Annotated in this window: 17 protein-coding genes; all 17 read left to right on the top strand. The window is 36.9% G+C overall.

The genetic code is table 11. The features are described 5' to 3' along the window. Nucleotides 1-675 precede the first annotated feature (675 nt). Complete coding sequence (locus ORNRH_RS08125; RefSeq protein WP_014791372.1) at nucleotides 676-3,798, top strand: SusC/RagA family TonB-linked outer membrane protein; 3,123 nt, start codon at nucleotides 676-678, stop codon at nucleotides 3,796-3,798. Between the two features lie 12 nt (nucleotides 3,799-3,810). Continuing rightward, nucleotides 3,811-5,295 carry a RagB/SusD family nutrient uptake outer membrane protein gene (locus tag ORNRH_RS08130; RefSeq protein ID WP_014791373.1) on the top strand — a complete coding sequence of 495 codons (1,485 nt, stop codon included), beginning with the start codon at nucleotides 3,811-3,813 and terminating at the stop codon, nucleotides 5,293-5,295. 294 nt (nucleotides 5,296-5,589) lie between these two features. Beyond that, entirely contained in the window at nucleotides 5,590-7,059 is a 1,470-nt protein-coding gene (locus tag ORNRH_RS08135; RefSeq protein WP_014791374.1) for a M20/M25/M40 family metallo-hydrolase, read from the top strand. A 312-nt stretch (nucleotides 7,060-7,371) separates the two neighbouring features. Then, nucleotides 7,372-7,749, top strand: a complete 378-nt coding sequence (locus tag ORNRH_RS08140) for a hypothetical protein (RefSeq protein WP_036601868.1) — start codon at nucleotides 7,372-7,374, stop codon at nucleotides 7,747-7,749. Nucleotides 7,750-7,937: 188 nt separating this feature from the next. Then, nucleotides 7,938-8,240, top strand: coding sequence for an urease subunit gamma (gene ureA / locus ORNRH_RS08145; protein ID WP_014791376.1), 303 nt, complete (start codon nucleotides 7,938-7,940; stop codon nucleotides 8,238-8,240). An 18-nt stretch (nucleotides 8,241-8,258) separates the two neighbouring features. Then, entirely contained in the window at nucleotides 8,259-8,633 is a 375-nt protein-coding gene (gene ureB / locus ORNRH_RS08150) for an urease subunit beta (RefSeq protein WP_014791377.1), read from the top strand. Further along, nucleotides 8,630-10,351 (top strand): urease subunit alpha, encoded by a 1,722-nt coding sequence (ureC, locus tag ORNRH_RS08155; protein ID WP_014791378.1) that lies wholly within the window; start codon nucleotides 8,630-8,632, stop codon nucleotides 10,349-10,351. Before ureB ends, ureC begins: the two co-directional genes overlap by 4 nt. A 64-nt stretch (nucleotides 10,352-10,415) precedes the next feature. Then, a complete protein-coding gene (locus ORNRH_RS08160; protein ID WP_014791379.1) occupies nucleotides 10,416-11,021 on the top strand; it encodes a hypothetical protein in 606 nt (201 codons plus the stop codon). Continuing rightward, nucleotides 11,018-11,527: an urease accessory protein UreE gene (gene ureE / locus ORNRH_RS08165; RefSeq protein ID WP_014791380.1), complete on the top strand. Its 510-nt coding sequence runs from the start codon at nucleotides 11,018-11,020 to the stop codon at nucleotides 11,525-11,527. The genes ORNRH_RS08160 and ureE overlap by 4 nt, the downstream gene beginning before the upstream one ends. Before the next feature lie 3 nt (nucleotides 11,528-11,530). Next, nucleotides 11,531-12,220, top strand: coding sequence for an urease accessory protein UreF (locus tag ORNRH_RS08170; protein WP_014791381.1), 690 nt, complete (start codon nucleotides 11,531-11,533; stop codon nucleotides 12,218-12,220). A 29-nt stretch (nucleotides 12,221-12,249) separates the two neighbouring features. Further along, nucleotides 12,250-12,891 carry an urease accessory protein UreG gene (ureG, locus tag ORNRH_RS08175; protein ID WP_014791382.1) on the top strand — a complete coding sequence of 214 codons (642 nt, stop codon included), beginning with the start codon at nucleotides 12,250-12,252 and terminating at the stop codon, nucleotides 12,889-12,891. Then, nucleotides 12,892-13,677 (top strand): urease accessory protein UreD, encoded by a 786-nt coding sequence (locus ORNRH_RS08180; RefSeq protein ID WP_014791383.1) that lies wholly within the window; start codon nucleotides 12,892-12,894, stop codon nucleotides 13,675-13,677. A gap of 2 nt (nucleotides 13,678-13,679) precedes the next feature. Next, nucleotides 13,680-14,378 carry a hypothetical protein gene (locus ORNRH_RS08185; RefSeq protein ID WP_014791384.1) on the top strand — a complete coding sequence of 233 codons (699 nt, stop codon included), beginning with the start codon at nucleotides 13,680-13,682 and terminating at the stop codon, nucleotides 14,376-14,378. 18 nt (nucleotides 14,379-14,396) lie between these two features. Further along, entirely contained in the window at nucleotides 14,397-15,299 is a 903-nt protein-coding gene (locus ORNRH_RS08190; RefSeq protein ID WP_014791385.1) for an urea transporter, read from the top strand. A gap of 10 nt (nucleotides 15,300-15,309) precedes the next feature. Then, complete coding sequence (locus tag ORNRH_RS08195) at nucleotides 15,310-17,394, top strand: TonB-dependent receptor (RefSeq protein WP_014791386.1); 2,085 nt, start codon at nucleotides 15,310-15,312, stop codon at nucleotides 17,392-17,394. Nucleotides 17,395-17,455: 61 nt separating this feature from the next. Continuing rightward, nucleotides 17,456-18,349, top strand: coding sequence for an AraC family transcriptional regulator (locus ORNRH_RS08200; RefSeq protein ID WP_036601870.1), 894 nt, complete (start codon nucleotides 17,456-17,458; stop codon nucleotides 18,347-18,349). A gap of 187 nt (nucleotides 18,350-18,536) precedes the next feature. Next, nucleotides 18,537-19,157, top strand: a complete 621-nt coding sequence (locus ORNRH_RS08205) for an HmuY family protein (protein ID WP_052040747.1) — start codon at nucleotides 18,537-18,539, stop codon at nucleotides 19,155-19,157. Nucleotides 19,158-19,159 lie beyond the last annotated feature (2 nt).

Here is a 19,159-nt window from a genome sequence, read left to right on the forward strand (position 1 = left end):
TCTCAATAGGGTAATGAGTAAAAATAAAACACATATTGCAAGTGCATTTGTTGCACCTACTTCGATGATTTTCAGAGCAGTACAAGTTCCTTGTATGTCTATGGAAGTCATGCGAATGTGTTTTATGTCTTTCTAAACTCAGATTACACGACCCAAAATCACTTTAATAAATTTAATATTTAGAGTTTTGCTTTTTTACTTGAGAAAGAAATACAATGATATTCTTTTGCAAGTAGAGGGAAAATCAAAGTTTAGATTAAAGAAAAATTAGAAATAAAATTTCTTTAATTACTATTCTTAATATTGTTTTCGATTTTTTTTCTGACAAGTTTGTGTTTTTCTAGTATAAAAAATGTTTCAGAATTCATGAACTAAATTTTAAAATTATCTAAAAACCGATAATTTCAGTGGCAAAACTCTATTTCTTTTCGGGTTGTATTCGCTAAAAAAACTTAATTAAAAACAATAAGATTGTCTAAGATTAGACAATTGCTAAACACTGAAAAAAAAATGAAAGTTAGCATTTACAAAAAATTTAAAATTTTCTTTATTGAAAAGGTGCTAAATCTTGAACGAATGTATGGTATATGCAATCTGTATAAGGAGCACAACGAGAGTTTATTACATTGCAATCAGGGCAATTATTATCAATTAAAATCAATCAAATAAAAACAAATGAAATTAAAAATATTTATATACATATTTTTCATAAGTGCGGTGATATTTGCACAAAAGAAAATAGAAGGAACTGTGACAGATAAGTACTACCAACCAATTGCTGGCGTGAATGTGCTTATAAATAAAACAACAAAAGGAACAACAACTAATGCAGAAGGGCATTACAGCATAGAGGCAAAAGAGGGTGATGTGCTGGAGTTTAAGCGTATTGGGTATCAAACTGTAACAGAGAAAGTAGATTTTAAAAATCAAAAAACACTCAACCTAGATATTACGCTTGAAGAAGAAAGCGTTCAGCTGAATGAAGTGGTGGCTGTGGCTTTTGGAAAACAGAAAAAAGATGAAATTACAGGTGCTGTGCAAACGCTTAATTCTGATAAAATATCGGAATTGCAAAACGGAAATGTAGTGCAGGGATTGAGTGGTAAAGTGGCTGGCGTGCAGGTTTATAGCAATGGTCAGCCAGGTTCTGGAGCTACGATAAGACTTAGAGGAATCGGGTCGATTAATGCCTCAAGCTCACCACTCATTGTTTTAGATGGCGTGCCTTATTCTGGTTCTTTAAATAGTATCGCCGCTTCGGATATTGCCAATATTTCGTTTCTGCAAGATGCTTCTTCAAACGCCTTGTATGGAGCACGTGGAGCTAATGGTGTGATTCTCGTAACTACCAAAAGAGCAGCTAAAAATGGAGTGAATGTAGAATTAGATGTAAAGACTGGGGTAAACTTTAGAGCCGTTGCTGATTATGATGTGCTTACTACGGCTAAGGATTACTATTCAGCCTACTATCAACGAGTGCGAGTAGGGCAGATTGCCGCTGGAAAATCCGAAGCACAAGCGCACGATTGGGCTATCAATAATTTGAAAAACACCTTGGTCTATAATGCGTATGATGTGCCGTTTGATAATTTATTTGATAGCAATGGGAACTTTAATCAAAATGCAAAGTTGCGTTATCAAGATGATTGGAGAGAGATGTTCCGTCCAGCCTCTCGCAACGAAATTAATTTAAATGTTTCAGGCAAGGGCGAGAAAGTGTCTACTTATACCTCAATCAATTATTTAAATGATAAAGGATATTTAATTAATTCTGGATTTGAAAGATTCGGAATCAGAAACAATTTAGATTATAAATTAACCGATAATTTGAATTTAACCTCAAACCTTTATTATACTTATACTTCGCAGGATAATGGTTCGTCTTATGGTTTTTCCAATCCCTTTGCCTTTGCTAGAAACATAGCACCGTTTTATCCAGTGTATTTAAGAGATGACAACTTTAATCTAGTATATCGCCCTAATGGAGAGGTGCGCTATGATTATGGTGGAGGTGAGGGACCTAATAGCTGGGCTCGTTCCTATGCCGTGTTTGAGAATCCTATTGGAAACCGTATTTATAACAAAGATAACGAGATTTATCATAGAATTTTCTCGAACCTTTCTGCCAAGTATCGTTTCTTGAAAGATTTTGAATTTACTTATAATTTTGGGGGGAGTGTAGCCAATCAGAGAGGTTTAGGTTTTGGAAATAAAATAGGGGGTACTTCTAGCTCTTCTGGAGGGAGTTTATACAGATCATCTATATTAGAGTATAACTTAAATCAACAGCAACTCCTCACTTATTCTAAGAAATGGAAAGAGCACTCTTTTGAAATTCTCCTAGGGCACGAGTATAACAAGGAGCAAGGAAATGAGTTTGATGCCTCTAAACAAGAATTGCTAATAGAAGATTTATTGGTATTTAATAATGCCGTGAAAATTGGGAATGTTTCAGGCTCTCAATATGATTATGCTACAGAAGGGTATTTGTCGAGATTGTTGTATAATTATGCAGGGAAATACTATTTCAATGCCAATATTCGTAGAGATGCCTCTTCGGTATTTGCACCAGAAAGCCGCTGGGGGACATTCTATGGTCTAGGTGCAGCTTGGAATGTGAAAAAAGAAGATTTTTTAAGAAATGTTAATTTCATCAATTCACTTCGTTTAAAAGTTTCTTATGGAGAGCAAGGAAATGATTATTTGCTAGATGGAAGAGGGTATAGATCTTATCAGCCTTACTTAGATTTGTATAAGATAGATAACTTAGGAAACGACACTCCGATTGTAACATTCTCTAGCTTAGGAAACAGAGATTTGCGATGGGAAACCTCTAAAAACTTTAATGCAGGAATAGAGTCTACACTCTTTAATGGTAGATTTTCGTTCTCGCTAGAGTATTTCAAAAGAAGTGTGGCAGACATGATTTATAAGCAAGATTTGCCTGTGTCAAATGTAGGTAGATATCAAAAACTTGCAAATATTGGAGATTTAGAAAACAAAGGAGTTCAATTTTCTACCGATGCCTTTATCGTAAAAAATGATAAAGTGAGCTGGTCTGTAAACTTAAATGCTACACATTATAAAAACAAAATTATTAGCTTGCCAGAAGCACAAAGAAAAACAGGTATTTCAAGTGGAGGATACTTCCGCCTAAAAGAAGGCTATGATCGTTATAATTATTATTTAAGACAATTTGCAGGCGTAGACCCTAGCAACGGAGATGCTCTATGGTATGTAGATGAAAGCCGTACTACCAAAACAAATGATTACAGCAAAGCAAAACAAGTATTTATTGGAAAATCAGCCATTCCAAAAGTGTACGGAGGATTTGGTACAGATTTAAATATAGGACGATTTGCCCTTTCATTAAACTTTGCATACCAGTTTGGCGGTTGGGGCTTCGATGAAACCTACCAAGCACTTTTACACTCAAACAACTACGGGTCAAACTATCACACAGATGTGGTGTATAATTCTTGGACGCCAGAAAACACCAATGCCGCTTTGCCAAGGATAGATAACTATAAGACAACTCAAAATAGTGATTCCGATTTATTCTTAATAAAATCAGACTATGTTAGTTTACAAAATGTATCCTTACGCTATACCTTGCCAAGCGTGGTTTCAAAATCATTGAAATTAAATGAGCTTTCTGTTTACGCCTCTGGTAGCAACTTGTATTTATGGTCGAAAAGAAAAGGATACGACCCAAGATTAAGCCTTAACGGTATCCCGAGTTCCCATGATTATTCAGTTTTAGCAACCGTTTCTCTAGGACTAAATGTTAAATTTTAAAATTAAAACAAAATGAAAAAAAAGATATATAAAGGATTTTTAATAGGATTTGCAATAGCTTTAGCTTCTTGCTCATCAGAATTAGACCTTGAACCACAAGGTAATGTGAGTAAAGAACAAATTTCACAAGACCCTACTGCACTAGACAAAGCAGTAAACGGCTTATACTATGATCTAGCCATAACAGGATCGGCAGGAACAAGTTCACACTCAGATTTTGGACTGTATTCTCTAAAAGTGGGAGCCGATCTTTTGTCAAACGATGTAATCCAAGTAAAGCAGCAGCACTTAGGCTTTTATTACGATTACACGGGAGAGGTATCCTCAGGCTATGCATCGAGTTTGGTGTGGCGCACATTATACTCCAAAATATTTGTTATCAACGGACTTGTGGAATCCATTGAAAAGACAGGGATAAACGAAGAAAATAAATTTGCATATGGGCAGCTATTAGCTTTGCGTGCTTATTCTTACTTCTTCTTGTCTAGATTTTATAGCAAGACTTATGTAGGGAACGAAAACACCCTTTCGGTACCAGCGGTATATACCACAGAAGATCAGTCCAAAGGATTGCCTAGAGCTACGCTCAAAGATTTATATACCCGCATTCTCTCGGATATAGAAACTGCCATTGAAAAACTAGACGGCTACAAGGCTCCTTCCAAAGTTCAGATAGACCAGCGAGCGGCAAAAGCAATTGCAGCAGACATTTATCTAGAAACAGGTGATTTTGCCAAGGCAGCAGAATATGCACACCAGGCAAAAGAGGGGCTATCGCTAGCAGGAAAAGAGCTATATACAAGCACAGGATTTTCAGACATCAATAATCCAGAAACCATCTGGGGATTTGATTCTAATTCTAGCACCATCTCTGGGCGAAACTATTATGCAACACTATTTTCTCAGTTCGATAGTACCAACGAAGGTTATGCCGGAGCCGCCAGAATTTATAAAAGTATAGATAAAAGATTGTATGATGCTATAAAGGAAACAGATTACCGCAAAGAAGTGTTTAACGGAGATTCAACCATTGATTACTATTATGCCGCGGCAGGAAAATTAAAGAAAAACATTCCGCCTTATGCCAATCTTAAATTTAAAGATCCAACACTTTTCCAAGGAGATTTGCTTTACATTCGAGCTTCATTGCTTTACTTTATAGAGGCAGAAGCCCTTGCTAGATTGGGCAGAGAGGCAGAAGCCAGAGCTGTGTTGTTCGAGCTAGTGAGCAAAAGAGATACAGCTTATCAATTATCAACCCAATCAGGGCAAAATTTAATAGATGAAATTTTGCTACAAAAGCGCATAGAATTGTGGGGCGAAGGATACGCTTGGTTTGATTTGAAAAGAAATCATTTAGCCCTAGTGAGAGATTATCCAGATTCTAATCACACCTTTGGTAAATTTAATCTACCCGCAGATAGCCCTAAATTCTTATTCCAAATCCCAGATTTTGAAATAAGTAATAACCCAGCAATTGTTCAAAATAAATATTAAGCTAAATTTATCCCAAATCTTTTCTGCCTCTTGAGGCGGAAAAGATTTGTTTTTAACTCATGCTGTATTTTTAAAATTGGGCTAAAATAGAAGGTTTTAAAGTTCCTTTTTTTATCTTTCGCAAACGAATGCTCATGGCTTGCCCAAAAACACACTACATTTTTCCAAAAAACACGCGTGTCTTTTTAAAAAACACAGGTGTTTTTTTCGAGGGCAATATTTCGTTAGTTTTTAAAAGCACAATGAGTTTAATTTAACTTAGAAAACAAGAAAAAGTTTAAATAATAAAAAAACATGAAAAAAATCAAATTAAAATTTTTTACAATCATTTTGGCTACCACCTCTTTGATGGCTCAGCAATACCCTCAGCCACTCGTTTCTGCCATCAAAGAAAAAGACCTTAAAACAGACATGTATCAGCTCGCGGCAGATGAGTTTTGGGGGCGCGAGGCAGGAACCTTAGATGAGCTAAAGGTATCGATGTGGCTGGCAGACAAGGCAAAAGCAGCAGGTATGCAACCCGCAGGAGAAAACGGGACATTCTTTCAGTTTTTTGATATGTATCGCCACCAGATCGCGCCACAAAGTTTTATAAAAATAAATAACAATGAGCTTAAAATCTGGAAAGATATCCTCGTGGCAGATGTAGTGAATGCCAATTTTGATGGGCAAATTGTATATGCAGGACAGAGCGAGCCAGAGGAGCTTACTAAATTTGATTTAAAAGGAAAAGTTTTGGCAATAAACGCATCGGAAAAAGATATTGCCAAAAATATGACACTTTTTGAACGAAGATACCCAGGCTTCATTCGTAAAAAATATTATGCCATTGCAGAAAAACTAGGAGCAAAGGGAATCATTTTTATCACAGATGATATTTCAGAAAAAAGCTGGGCAGAAGTCCTACCTCAAATGACGAGAGGACTCTATGGTGTAGAAGGACTAAGAGAAAAGGTAGTAAACGGTATTCCCGTTTTCTGGATACATAGAAATCACACCGATTGGGTAAAAAACAATCCACATATTTCGTATAACATCATCACAGAAAGCTACAAATACCCATCTGTGAACATTATCGGGAAAATTGAAGGCACAGATCCTAAGCTTAAAAATGAATATGTATTGCTAAGTGGGCACCAAGATCATGATGGGATTCGCCATCCTGTGAAAAACGATACCATTTACAATGGTGCAGACGACAATGCCTCTACCTGCGTAGCAATGTTGGCAATAGCGAGAGCGTATAAAAAACAACCAGGAAAGCGAAGCATCTTATTTGTTTTTCATGGAGCCGAAGAAAGAGGGCTATTAGGCTCTAGATGGCACTCAGCACACCCCGTTGTGCCAAGAGAAAACATCGTAGCAGTGCTAAATGGTGATATGATAGGTAGAAACAAAATCGATGAAGCAGCCCTTTTAGGCGGAGAGGCACCTCACAAAAATTCAGATGATTTGGTGAAATGGGCTAAAGAAGCAAATGACGAAAGTACCAAATTCAAATATTTGAAAGATTGGGACTTGCCAGAGCACCCAGAGTATTTCTATTTCCGTAGCGACCATGTCCCGTATGCCAAGTTGGGCATTCCTGCGGTGTTTTTTACTAGTGTGTTGCACCATCAGTACCACCAGCCACAAGATGAGTCGGAGAATATAAACTTTAAAAAGCTGCATAAAATGACCGAGTGGATCTATAGAACCAGCTGGAAAGTAGCAAATGAACCAGAAAGACCTAAACTGCTTCCAAATGTTCAGTTTGAAAGGTAAATTTTGATTGATGAGAAAAGGCTATCTCCTTATGGAGGTAGTCTTTTTTTTGTTCAAAAAAATGATAATATTCCCCTTTTTTGATTTAGTGAGAATGTCAATTGTTAATTAAAAAATAAGCGTTTTTCATGTATTTTTGATTGTTAAAAATCTTATTTTCAATATTTTTCTTGTGTTTTTTGAGCATTTGGGCAAGCGGCAGGCTTTAAAACAAAACGAAAAATTAATCACGATTTTCGATAGTATAAAAATTATTTTCAATAATCATTATTTATGAGATTAATTACTTTTGCCAAGTATTTTAATTAAAAGATGAAAAAGATATTGTGTATTTTAATGAGTATGATGATGCTTCTATCATCTACCGCTTTTGTGAGAGGCGCGAGTCTCTTAGCAGGAGAAAGTACGCACTCCACAGTTTTTCATCATAGAAATTCTTTAAAAACTAATATTGCAAATAGCAGAACAGCGGTATTGCTAAACGCATCTGAAACAGATGAGCAAGAACTAGAGCAGCAGGAGCTAGCGCAAGAAGATTTTTGCCCTCAGTTTTTAGCGCAGTTCTACTTATTTCAGTTATTAAATAAAGGGAGTTCTTCAAACCCTTTTGTAAAGAGCCAGCACTTAGAGCTCTTATCATACACACCTGTGTATATTTTATTCCATTCTATTCGACTATACTCGTGCTAATTTTTTAAAATCATTAGCAAAGAATAGTTGTACCCTAAATTTTCTTATTTCACTTAGGCTAAAATCTATGATTTAGCTAATGGTTTTATATGCCATTTTCTAGACGAAAAAAAATGATTTTTTCATCTAGGGAAGGCGTGGCTATGTCCGAAAAAAAGAATAAAAAATCAAAACTAAATCATACAAATATGCATTTAACACCAAGAGAAAAAGAGAAGCTAATGCTGCACTTTGCAGGAGAATTGGCTCAAAAAAGAAAAGACAGAGGGGTGAAACTAAACTATCCTGAGTCTATAGCATTAATCAGTAGTTTTTTACTAGAAGGCGCTCGCGACGGGAAGTCTGTAGCAGAACTTATGCAAGCAGGAGCGCAAGTGCTCACACGAGAGGATGTGATGCCAGGAGTTCCAGAAATGGTACACGAGGTACAGATAGAGGCAACTTTTCCAGATGGGACTAAACTTGTAACCGTGCACAATCCAATTCGTTAATCAAAAGAAAATTAAAAAATGATACCAGGAGAAATTTTTGTAAAAGAAGGTGAAATCATCTGCAACGAAGGCAGAAGAACCACCAAAATAAAAGTTATAAATACAGGAGATAGACCTATACAAGTAGGTTCCCACTTTCACTTTTTTGAAGTAAACAAGGCAATGAAATTCAACCGAGAAGAGGCTTTCGGTATGCGATTGAACATCGTGGCTAGCACCGCGGTGAGATTTGAGCCAGGAGAAGAAAAAGAAGTAGAACTTGTTGAGCTAGGCGGAAGAAAACGCGTGGTAGGGTTCAATAATTTAGTAAATGGTTCAGTAGTTTCAGAAGCCACTAAAAACGAAAGTTTGAATAAAGTAGAAAGTTTAAAATTTGAAAATCTTAAAAAATGAGTTTAAAAGTAGATAGAAGACAGTATGCTAATATTCTTGGGCCTACTGCTGGAGATAAAATTCGATTGGGAGACACCAACATCATTATAGAAATAGAGAAAGACTATGTTCATTACGGAGACGAAGCCATCTTTGGTGGAGGAAAAACAGTGCGTGATGGAATGGGGCAAAATGTGAATGCAAAAAGATCAGACGGCGTTCTAGATTTATGTATTACAGGAGCTACAATCCTAGACCACTGGGGAATCGTAAAAGCAGATATCGGGATAAAAGATGGGAAAATTGTAGGAATTGGTAAGGCAGGAAATCCAGATACAATGGATGGCGTAACGCCAGGAATGGTTATCGGGGCATCTACCGAAGTACACGGAGGAAATGGCTACATCGTAACAGCGGGCGGAATCGATACCCATATTCACTTTATTTGTCCTCAACAGATTGAAACTGCTTTATACAGCGGAATCACAACCATGATAGGTGGGGGAACTGGTCCAAACGATGGAACCAATGCTACCACTTGCACACCAGGGGCATTTAATATTAGAAAAATGCTAGAGGCTTGTGAGGAATATCCTATGAACATTGGATTGTTTGGAAAAGGAAACTGTTCTGCCACTCAGCCGCTCATTGAGCAAATCGAAGCAGGTGTCTTGGGGGTGAAAATTCACGAAGATTGGGGAGCTACACCAGCCACTATCGATGCTGCTTTGAAGGTAGCAGATGAGTATGATGTGCAAGTAGCAATCCACACCGATACTTTGAACGAGGCAGGTTTCTTGGAAGATACCATGGCGGCAATCAATGGTAGAGTGATCCATACATTCCACACCGAAGGTGCAGGAGGAGGACACGCGCCAGACATCATCAAAGCAGCGATGTATCCAAATGTATTGCCAGCATCTACAAACCCTACAAGACCTTATACTGTAAACACAATCGATGAGCATTTAGACATGCTTATGGTGTGCCACCACTTGAGCAAAGATATTCCAGAAGATGTGGCTTTTGCAGATTCTAGAATTAGACCAGAAACCATTGCAGCAGAGGATATTTTACACGACATGGGGGTGTTTAGTATCATGAGTTCAGACTCTCAAGCTATGGGGCGTCCAGGAGAAGTAGTTACTAGAACATGGCAAACTGCTAGCAAAATGAGAGATCAGAGAGGTTATCTTGAAGAAGATGAAAAGAACCAAAATGATAACTTCCGTGCAAAAAGATATGTGGCAAAATATACAATCAACCCAGCAATAGCACACGGAATCTCAAATTATGTAGGTTCTATTGAGGTTGGTAAAATTGCCGATTTAGTAATCTGGAAACCAGCCTTATTTGGAGTGAAACCAGAAATGATTGTAAAAGGAGGATTCGTAATTGCTAGCAAAATGGGAGATCCAAATGCTTCTATCCCAACTCCACAACCAATCATTTATAGAAACATGTTTGGAGCCGATGGAAAAGCAAAATTCGGAACCTGTGCTACATTCGTTTCAAAAGCTTCTATTGAAAACGGAAATATTGCATCTTATGGTTTACAAAAATTAGTGTTACCAGTAAGCAATTGCCGTTCAATTTCAAAAGCGGATTTAATCCATAACGATAAAACACCTGTGATTGATGTGAATCCAGAAAACTACAAAGTAAGCGTAGATGGAGAGCATATCACATGCCAGCCAGCGGAAGAGTTACCATTAGCTCAATTATACTATTTATTCTAGTAGAATTTTCAAGACTTAAGGCTTGTTATTATAAGCCTTAAGTCTATTAAAAAAACAAACCAAAATGATGAAAATATTATTAAACACATTATTAATCTTAGCTGCAAGTGCTAGCCTTATGGCTCAGTCATTTGGGCAGAGAATAGGAAAAGATGAAGCAGGACCAAAAGGAAATATACTAGTTTATGGTTCATTAGATTACTCTAAGAATGTAACGCCTGCGGGCAGTGCTAGCGAATTTGGAACAAGCCCAAATGCGAGCATTCCTTTGGGAGTAGGGTACTTTATCAATAACAATGATTTGATTGGGGTAAACTTTGCATTTGCTCAGCAAAAAGCAGACAGCAATGTAAATTTTAGACAAAGCGAAGTAGGGATTTGGTATAGCCCTTCTGTTATGTTAGGCAAATATTTTGGGCTAATCGCTCAGTTTGATGCACACTATGTGTGGGGCGAACAAAATAATGAAAAATATGATGGATACCGACTAAGAGCTTATCCAATGTTAGGCGTTTTCTTAGGAAATGGATGGGCATTAAAATTCAAATTTGGAGAATTATCTATGCTTTCTACCAAGAGAGATGCAGGCTGGAGCCATGACTATGTAGCAGGACTAAGTGGAGCTACATTCGGAACAGGGATTTCAAAAACTTTTAAAATTAGAAAATGATAATCACGCAGGCAATCGGGAAATTAGAAAACCCTTCATCAGTAAGTAAACAAGTAGATTATTTGGATTTGGAATGGTTTGAAGCCACAAAGAAAATTCAAAGAAAAAGAACACGAGCAGGGGAGGAGGTTGCCATTAAATTTTTAAAAGAAGGGCAACGACTTTATCACCACGATATTTTATTTGAAGATGAAAATAAACTAATCGTTGTAAATATTCTGCCTTGCGAAGCTATTGTAATATCCCCTAAATCTCTCCTAGAAATGGGAACGGTGTGTTATGAAATAGGAAATAAGCATATGCCACTATTCATTCAGAATGATGAGGTATTGATGCCTTATGAGCATCCTATGTTTAGGTGGCTAGAAGCCAGTGGATACAATCCTGAAAAAAGAGAGGAAAGATTGCTAAACTTATTAAAGTCTAATGTGGAGCCACATTCACATGCAAGTTCTGGCACTTCCCTTTTTACCAAAATTTTAAATCTAGCTTCAACAAAAGAGTAATTTATGCAAACATCTTTTTTAGGAAGTTTATTACACTTATCAGATCCCACTTTACCCATCGGGGGCTATACCCATTCAAATGGGCTAGAGACCTATGTTCAGAAAAAAATAGTGAAAGATGCGCAATCTGCAGAGACCTTTGTGGTGAATATGCTTAAACATAACATGAAGTATAACGATGGTGCCTTTGTGAGATTTGCTTACGAGGCAGCCAGTCGCAATGATTTAGCGCAAATTTTGGCACTAGACAAAGAATGTACTGCATTAAAATGCCCAAAAGAAATCAGAGAAGCAAGTCAAAAACTAGGGATAAGAGTAATAAAAATCTTCATAAGACAAAAAAGTTTTGAATTAATCAATGAGTATCAAAAAGCTGTGAAAAATAAAAAAGCAGATACCAATTATAGCGTAGTATTTGGGCTCTTTTCATACTTATTGCAAATTCCATTGAGAGAGGCACTTTTTGCTTTCTATTACAACGCAGCCATTGGTATGATAACCAATGCCGTGAAACTGGTGCCTCTAGGGCAATTGGAAGGGCAAGATATACTTTTTAGGCTCCAGCCCATTTTGCAGGAAGTAACAGAGGAAACGCTCCAAATCATGCAAGAAGAAATCGGGCTATGCAATCCAGCATTTGATATCAGATGCATGCAGCATGAGCGTTTATATTCAAGACTTTATATGTCATAAAAATTAAAATAATTAAAAAACAACCAAAAATGAATTCAGAAAGAAAATATATAAAAGTAGGAGTGGCAGGACCAGTAGGTTCTGGGAAAACTGCACTTCTAGAAAGATTAAGCCGACAACTTTATGGTACCTATAATCTTGGCGTTATCACCAATGATATTTATACCAAAGAAGATGCAGAATTTATGGCAAAAAATAGTTTGTTGCCACAAGATAGAATCATAGGAGTAGAAACAGGAGGTTGCCCTCACACTGCGATCCGCGAAGATGCGAGTATGAACCTAGAGGCAGTAGACGAGCTTGTAGAACGCTTCCCAGACATAGAATTGATTTTAATTGAAAGTGGTGGGGATAACTTATCAGCCACCTTCAGTCCAGACTTGGCAGATGTTACCATTTTTATCATCGATGTGGCAGAGGGCGAAAAAATCCCAAGAAAAGGAGGACCTGGAATCACTCGTTCAGACCTGTTGGTAATCAATAAAATAGATTTGGCGCCACATGTGGGAGCAAGCCTAGAAGTAATGGAGCGCGACGCTAGAAGAATGCGTGGTGGAGCCCCATTTGTGTTTACCAACTTAAAAACAGATGAAGGGCTACAGTCAGTCATCGGTTGGATTAAAAAATATGCACTCTTAGAAGAAGTAGAAGAACCCAATCTTGTGAGATAAATGGATTGTAAACTACATATACAAGCAGGCTTTAAAAATGAAAAATCTTACCTAAAAGATGTGTTTTTAACGCGTCCTTTTAGGTTAGTTCCCGTGGGGCAGCGAAAAAATGACAATAAACTTTATGCCATGATTATGAGCTCTTCGCCAGGAATATTAAGCGGAGACCATTATGACTTAAAGATTGATCTAGACGCCAAAACCAATTTGCAAATCCAGTCTCAGTCCTATCAAAGATTATTTAACATGGACGGAGAAGCAAGCCAAACGATGCAGGTAGAAGTGGGCGATGAGTCGTTTTTTTCCTATGTTCCGCATCCTATTGTGCCACACGAAAATTCAACATTTAAAAGCAAAACAAGCGTGAAAATGGGCGAGAAAAGCCGTGTGATTTTAAGCGAAATCATTACTTGTGGAAGAAAACACCACGGGGAGCTTTTTAAATTCAAGCATTTTCAAAACTTAATGGAAATTAAATACCAAGATCAGCTAGTGCTGAAGGATAATGTGATTTTAAAACCTCAGCAAATTCCAATCAGTAGCATCGGGATTTTGGAGGAATTTACTCACCAAGGCACGCTAGTATATTACTCAACCGATAAAGACGAAAACATTGCTGAATGGGTAGAGAAAATTTATGAAAAGGCAAATGATAATAATTTATTAGAATTTGGAATTTCAGCGATGCAAGAAGGCGGTTTTGTATTCAGAGCCTTGGGGCAAGGAGGAGAAGCTATGTATAATTTCTTTTTAGAAATACAAGATTTAATCTGGGAAAAAAATTAATTATGAATACTACTTTATTGGCATTAGCCATTACATCTATATCAATCAGTTTTGTGCACACCGCCTCGGGTCCAGACCATTATTTGCCATTCATTGTGCTTTCTAAATCTAAAAGATGGAGCATGTTCAAAACAACATTCATCGTGATTATTTGCGGTTTAGGGCATGTTTTGAGTTCTGTGCTTTTGGGGCTAGTGGGCGTATTTTTAGGTTGGCAGCTTAACAAGATTTCTTGGTTTCAGGACATAAGAGGAAATGTATCTGGTTGGGCTTTGTTGATTTTTGGAGTAGCCTATCTGGTGTATGCCATAATCCAAGTGGTGAGAAACAAGCCACACAAGCATTTTGATGTAATGGGAGATGATGTATATGTCTACGAGCACAATCATAGCGAAATTGTGATGCCACAAAATAGAATTAAAGTTACGCCATTGGTGCTTTTTGCCATTTTTGTCATGGGACCTAGCGAGCCACTTATTCCTTTGTTGTTTTATTCAGGGATAAACCGTTCGGTTACAGAAATTGTGGTTTTAATCGTGAGTTTCACTACCTGCACTGTGCTCACAATGCTACTTATGGTAATGCTCGGAAGATATGGCTATACACTCATTCAATCTCAAAATTTTGAAAAATACATGAATGTAATAAGTGGAGCCGTGGTTACGCTTTGTGGTGTGGGAGTAGTATTCTTTGGTCTATAAAAAAATAGAATTTAAAAAATGAATTTATTAAAAAAAGAAGCTCTAGTTACTCAAGTTTTAAAAGGTATAGGGCAAATCATGTTGCAAGAAAATAGCCTCACAGGATTATTATTCTTGATCGGAATATTTTTAGGAAGTTGGCAAATGGGCGTAGGCGGACTTTTGGCTACCTTGGCAGGAACTTTAGTGGCAAGATTTTTAAAGTACCCTGCCGAAGAAATCAATCAGGGATTGTATGGGTTCAGTGCCGCATTGGTGGGCGTTGCATTGACTTTTATGTTTCAATCTCAGGTGATTATTTGGGTTTTAGTCGTTTTGGGAGGAGGCTTGGCTACCGTTGTGCAGCATTTTTTTATAAGAAAAAATATTCCTGTTTTCACACTTCCATTCATCATCATCACATGGTGTATAGTTTTCTTATTACACAGATTTACAGACATTCCGCCATCAGATGTTTTGTCGGCAGATATTAAAATCGATGATTTAGATGATTTTGCCACATCAATCAATGGATTTGGCGAAGTGATTTTTCAAGGAGGTTTTTGGTCTGGCGTTTTATTCTTTGCGGCAGTATTCATTAGCAAGCCAGCCGCAGCATTATATGGCTTATTTGCCTCATTGCTGGGGGCGGCACTTTCGCACCATTATGGCGAGAGCATGGAGCAAATCCATATGGGATTATTTGGATTCAATGTTGTGCTTTCAGCCATTGTATTTGCAGGATTTAAGAAAATAGACGGATTCTGGGTTTTGGTAGCCATTTTATTGACATGGTTTATAGACATAGCCCTAGTCGAGAGCAATGCTCTAGACATTTTTGGAGGCGTGCTCACCTTCCCATTTGTTGCAGGCACATGGATTACATTAATCATTAAAAAATATTTAGATCCAGTTTTATCAAAAATTACATTTGATTTCTAAAAACATAAAAATGAACAAAAAAAGAATTTTATTAAGCGTTTTAGGGCTTATTGGGCTAAACTCAGTCATAAAGGCTCAAGAAACCCAAGCTAAATTTGAAAATGATACCATTCATGATAATAAAATGGTGCATTTGAATGATTTAAAAGTAACAAGTAGTGATTTTATCAAAAACATTACAAAAATAGATTTAAACAAAGTTCCCGTAAACACAGCACAGGATTTACTTAGAAAAGTGCCAGGTTTATTCATCGCTCAGCATGCTGGCGGGGGGAAGGCAGAACAGCTTTTCTTGAGAGGTTTTGACTCCGACCACGGGACAGATGTAGCCGTTTATGCAGACGGAATGCCTGTGAACATCGTATCTCATGCTCATGGGCAAGGTTATGCAGATTTGCACTTTGTGATTCCAGAAACAATTGATTACATCGATTTCGGCAAAGGAAGTTATTACGTAGACAGAGGAGACTTCAACACCGCAGGATATGTTGATTTTAAGACTTTAAACTCAATCGATCAATCCATGGTGAAAGTTGAAGGCGGAAGCTTTAATACCAAAAGACTTTACACTCAATTAAACCTTTTGCACAATCATCAAGATAGAAAGTATGCTTATGCCGCAGCGGAATATAATTATACCGATGGGCCTTTTGATGTGAAACAAAACTTTAACCGAGTAAATTTATTCTTGAAATACAACCAATGGTTTAATAATAAGCAATATGTAAATTTACAATTATCATCATTTAATGCCGATTGGAACGCGTCTGGGCAAATCCCAACACGCGCCGTGGAGCAGAAAATCATAGGTAGATTCGGCAGTATAGACCCTACCGAGGGAGGGAACACTTCGAGAATCAACGCCTTGCTTCAATACAAAAACATCTTGAGCGATACCGAGAGATTTGAAAGTAATTTATGGTATAGCAAATACGCCTTTAATCTGTTTTCAAACTTTACATTCTATAAAGAAGACAAAAATAAAGGCGACGAAATTCAGCAGACAGATGATAGAAATATCTATGGCGGAGAAAGTAAATACATCAAAAATTTAGATTTTGGTAATTCTCACGCAATATGGACATCGGGCGTAGGCTTTAGATTCGACAATATTGGGAAATTACAACTCAACAGAGTGTTTCAGCGAGATGAATTGCTCGGAAGATTATCAGATGTTAAAGGTACAGAATCTAATCTGCATGCTTATACAAGCTTTAGATACAAAACAGGAAAATTTACAATCAATCCAATTTTAAGGGTAGATCATTTCATGTTCAATCTTCAAAATTTATTGAAAGGAACAAATCCAGAATTAGGAAATTTAGACAAAGAATTGCCTATCGACAAATCAGAAGAAGCTACTCGAGTGAGCCCTAAATTAGACATGTCTTATGAGCTAAGCCCAAATGCGTTGTGGTTCTTAAAAACAGGCATGGGATTCCACTCAAACGATGCTAGAGTAGTGATTGCTCAAAATGGTAAAGAAATTTTACCATACTCATTGGGGGCAGATTTTGGAGTGAGATTAAGACCATTGCAAAACTTGATCATAACCCCTACTTTGTGGTACACATATTTGCAACAAGAGTTTGTGTATGTAGGAGACGAGGCAGTGGTAGAGCCATCTGGCAAAACAAGAAGACTGGGAGCAGATTTGAGTGTGAGATATCAACCAACCGAGAATTTATACTTTAATGCAGATGTGAGCTATGCACACGCTCGCTCTATCGACGATCCTAAGGGCGAAGACTACATTCCGCTAGCACCAATTTGGGTGAGCACTGGAGGAATCGGTTGGAACTTCCTAAACGGTTTTTCAGCCAATTTACAATACCGCTTTATGGGAGAAAATCCAGCAAATGAAGATAATACAATCAAAACCAAATCTTATTTTGTAAATGATTTATTGCTAAATTATAACAAAGAAAGATGGGGCGTGAACTTGCAAATTCAAAACTTGTTCAATGTAGAATGGAACGAAGCGCAGTTTGCCACAGAAACTCAGCTTAGAGGAGAAGCCCAGCCTATCACCGACTTGGCGTATACTCCTGGTACACCATTCTTTATGAAATTAGGAGTTTCATTCAAATTTTAATCAAAATTAATTAGAACAAAATACCAAAAGAGCACAATCTTTGGTATTTTGTCTTTTTACTATGAGCGAAGAAAATTCAATCAAAATATTATCCAACACAGAATACAAAAAATCTTTTCTGCCCGATGTATCAGATTTAATTTTAAATAATAAATCATCGATACAACTATATCGGTTAGAATCCTATTTGCGCAATATTCTCATTCCCGTAACGCCCTATCGCACCACATTTAACTTTGTATTATTTGTGAAAAAAGGAAGGCTTAAACAATATTTAGACGGCGAGGAATATGTAGTGAACGAAGGAGAATTTTTGTACATAAAGCAAGGCTCCATCACAGCCACTTTAGAAATCACCAAGGATATAGAGGGGTATTTTTTATTGTTTGAAAACGAAATATTTACTTCGCCTCACTTTACGATAAAACACCCCAATTTATTTTTCATTTCCCCTTATTTTAGTTCAGAGAATTTAGGATTCGAAAGTTTTATCAAGGTTTTAAAACTGATGGAATACGAACTCTTTGTGAATCAATATCAAGACAATGAGATTGTGCTATCTATGCTGAGAGCCGTTTTATTGAAAATGATAGAGCAGGGAAATCAAAACCCTACCAAAGTGAGCCGATCTCTTGAAATTACATTAAAATTTAGAAACCTCTTGCACGAAAATCATAAGCAAGAAAAAAAAGTGAGTTTTTATGCAGATCATCTCCATTTAACAGAGAATTATTTAAACAAATGTCTAAAAGAAGTAACGGGAAAAACACCCAAGCAATGGATCAATGAGATAGACATAGATTACAGCAAAACACTTCTCCAGACGGGCAAATCAATATCTGAAATTGCCTACGAATTGAATTTTCAAACCCCTTCGCATTTCTCTCAAGTTTTTAAAAAACTTATAGGCATTTCGCCCACAGATTTTAGATTAAAATTACAGAATAATAAGTAAATGAAAACCCCACAAAATCCGATTTTGTGGGGTTTTTTATTATAGCTTGTAAGATTGTAAATATATTTTAAAAACACTTTTCTAATTGTTATCTTTTATGATTTTTGTCATAAATAATGTAAAAAATAAATTCAATACTTTTTATTTAGAATAAATAAAAATAGATTTGCGTCAAAATTTAAAGTATATGAAAAAATCAATTTTAGCAATTGCAGGAGCATTGGTAATGTTTTCCTGCAGCAGTTCAGACGACGACAATGGCAAAAAAGTCGTAGATGGCAATGCAGGTGTTGTAGAAGTGCAAACCAGTGCAAAATCTTATGACAAATGGACATACTATTCCATCGAGCAAGGAAAGGAAGTAGCCATCGAAAATCCAAAAGAATCCCTAGCTTGGGATATAGCCTTTCACCGTGGAGATGTAAAATTAAATGGGGGAGCATCTGGAAAAGGTAAAGGAGAGGCTATTAAGCTAACGACTACGGACTTTGCAACAGTGACAGAGGCACCTGCCGAGGGTTATGTAAAAGATGTTAAGGCAAATATTTTATCTTACAACATCAAAACTCACCAAATGACTCCACTGCCAGATGGCTCTAAAAACAATCAACTTGTTTGGCTTAATATAGATACCTCTACTCCGCCGCCAAAATACACATTGTACAAAAATGTATTTGTGATAAAAACAGCAAACGGAAAATATGCCAAAATCCAATTTTTGAATTATATAGGAGATAATAAAGAAAAAATTGTGGCTACTTGGAAATACTTTTACCAAGCTAATGGCTCAAGAAAATTAGTGAAATAAAA

The sequence above is a fragment of the Ornithobacterium rhinotracheale DSM 15997 genome, assembly GCF_000265465.1.
Taxonomy (GTDB): domain Bacteria; phylum Bacteroidota; class Bacteroidia; order Flavobacteriales; family Weeksellaceae; genus Ornithobacterium; species Ornithobacterium rhinotracheale.

Excerpts from the sequence above, each read along its gene's own strand:
- ORNRH_RS08140 (WP_036601868.1), top strand. The coding sequence starts at position 7,372 with ATGAAAAAGATATTGTGTATTTTAATGAGTATGATGATGCTTCTATCA.
- ORNRH_RS08200 (WP_036601870.1), top strand. The coding sequence starts at position 17,456 with ATGAGCGAAGAAAATTCAATCAAAATATTATCCAACACAGAATACAAA.
- ureC (WP_014791378.1), top strand. The coding sequence starts at position 8,630 with ATGAGTTTAAAAGTAGATAGAAGACAGTATGCTAATATTCTTGGGCCT.
- ORNRH_RS08130 (WP_014791373.1), top strand. The coding sequence starts at position 3,811 with ATGAAAAAAAAGATATATAAAGGATTTTTAATAGGATTTGCAATAGCT.
- ureE (WP_014791380.1), top strand. The coding sequence starts at position 11,018 with ATGATAATCACGCAGGCAATCGGGAAATTAGAAAACCCTTCATCAGTA.
- ORNRH_RS08125 (WP_014791372.1), top strand. The coding sequence starts at position 676 with ATGAAATTAAAAATATTTATATACATATTTTTCATAAGTGCGGTGATA.
- ureB (WP_014791377.1), top strand. The coding sequence starts at position 8,259 with ATGATACCAGGAGAAATTTTTGTAAAAGAAGGTGAAATCATCTGCAAC.
- ORNRH_RS08180 (WP_014791383.1), top strand. The coding sequence starts at position 12,892 with ATGGATTGTAAACTACATATACAAGCAGGCTTTAAAAATGAAAAATCT.
- ORNRH_RS08195 (WP_014791386.1), top strand. The coding sequence starts at position 15,310 with ATGAACAAAAAAAGAATTTTATTAAGCGTTTTAGGGCTTATTGGGCTA.
- ORNRH_RS08170 (WP_014791381.1), top strand. The coding sequence starts at position 11,531 with ATGCAAACATCTTTTTTAGGAAGTTTATTACACTTATCAGATCCCACT.
- ureG (WP_014791382.1), top strand. The coding sequence starts at position 12,250 with ATGAATTCAGAAAGAAAATATATAAAAGTAGGAGTGGCAGGACCAGTA.
- ORNRH_RS08160 (WP_014791379.1), top strand. The coding sequence starts at position 10,416 with ATGATGAAAATATTATTAAACACATTATTAATCTTAGCTGCAAGTGCT.
- ORNRH_RS08135 (WP_014791374.1), top strand. The coding sequence starts at position 5,590 with ATGAAAAAAATCAAATTAAAATTTTTTACAATCATTTTGGCTACCACC.
- ORNRH_RS08185 (WP_014791384.1), top strand. The coding sequence starts at position 13,680 with ATGAATACTACTTTATTGGCATTAGCCATTACATCTATATCAATCAGT.
- ureA (WP_014791376.1), top strand. The coding sequence starts at position 7,938 with ATGCATTTAACACCAAGAGAAAAAGAGAAGCTAATGCTGCACTTTGCA.
- ORNRH_RS08190 (WP_014791385.1), top strand. The coding sequence starts at position 14,397 with ATGAATTTATTAAAAAAAGAAGCTCTAGTTACTCAAGTTTTAAAAGGT.
- ORNRH_RS08205 (WP_052040747.1), top strand. The coding sequence starts at position 18,537 with ATGAAAAAATCAATTTTAGCAATTGCAGGAGCATTGGTAATGTTTTCC.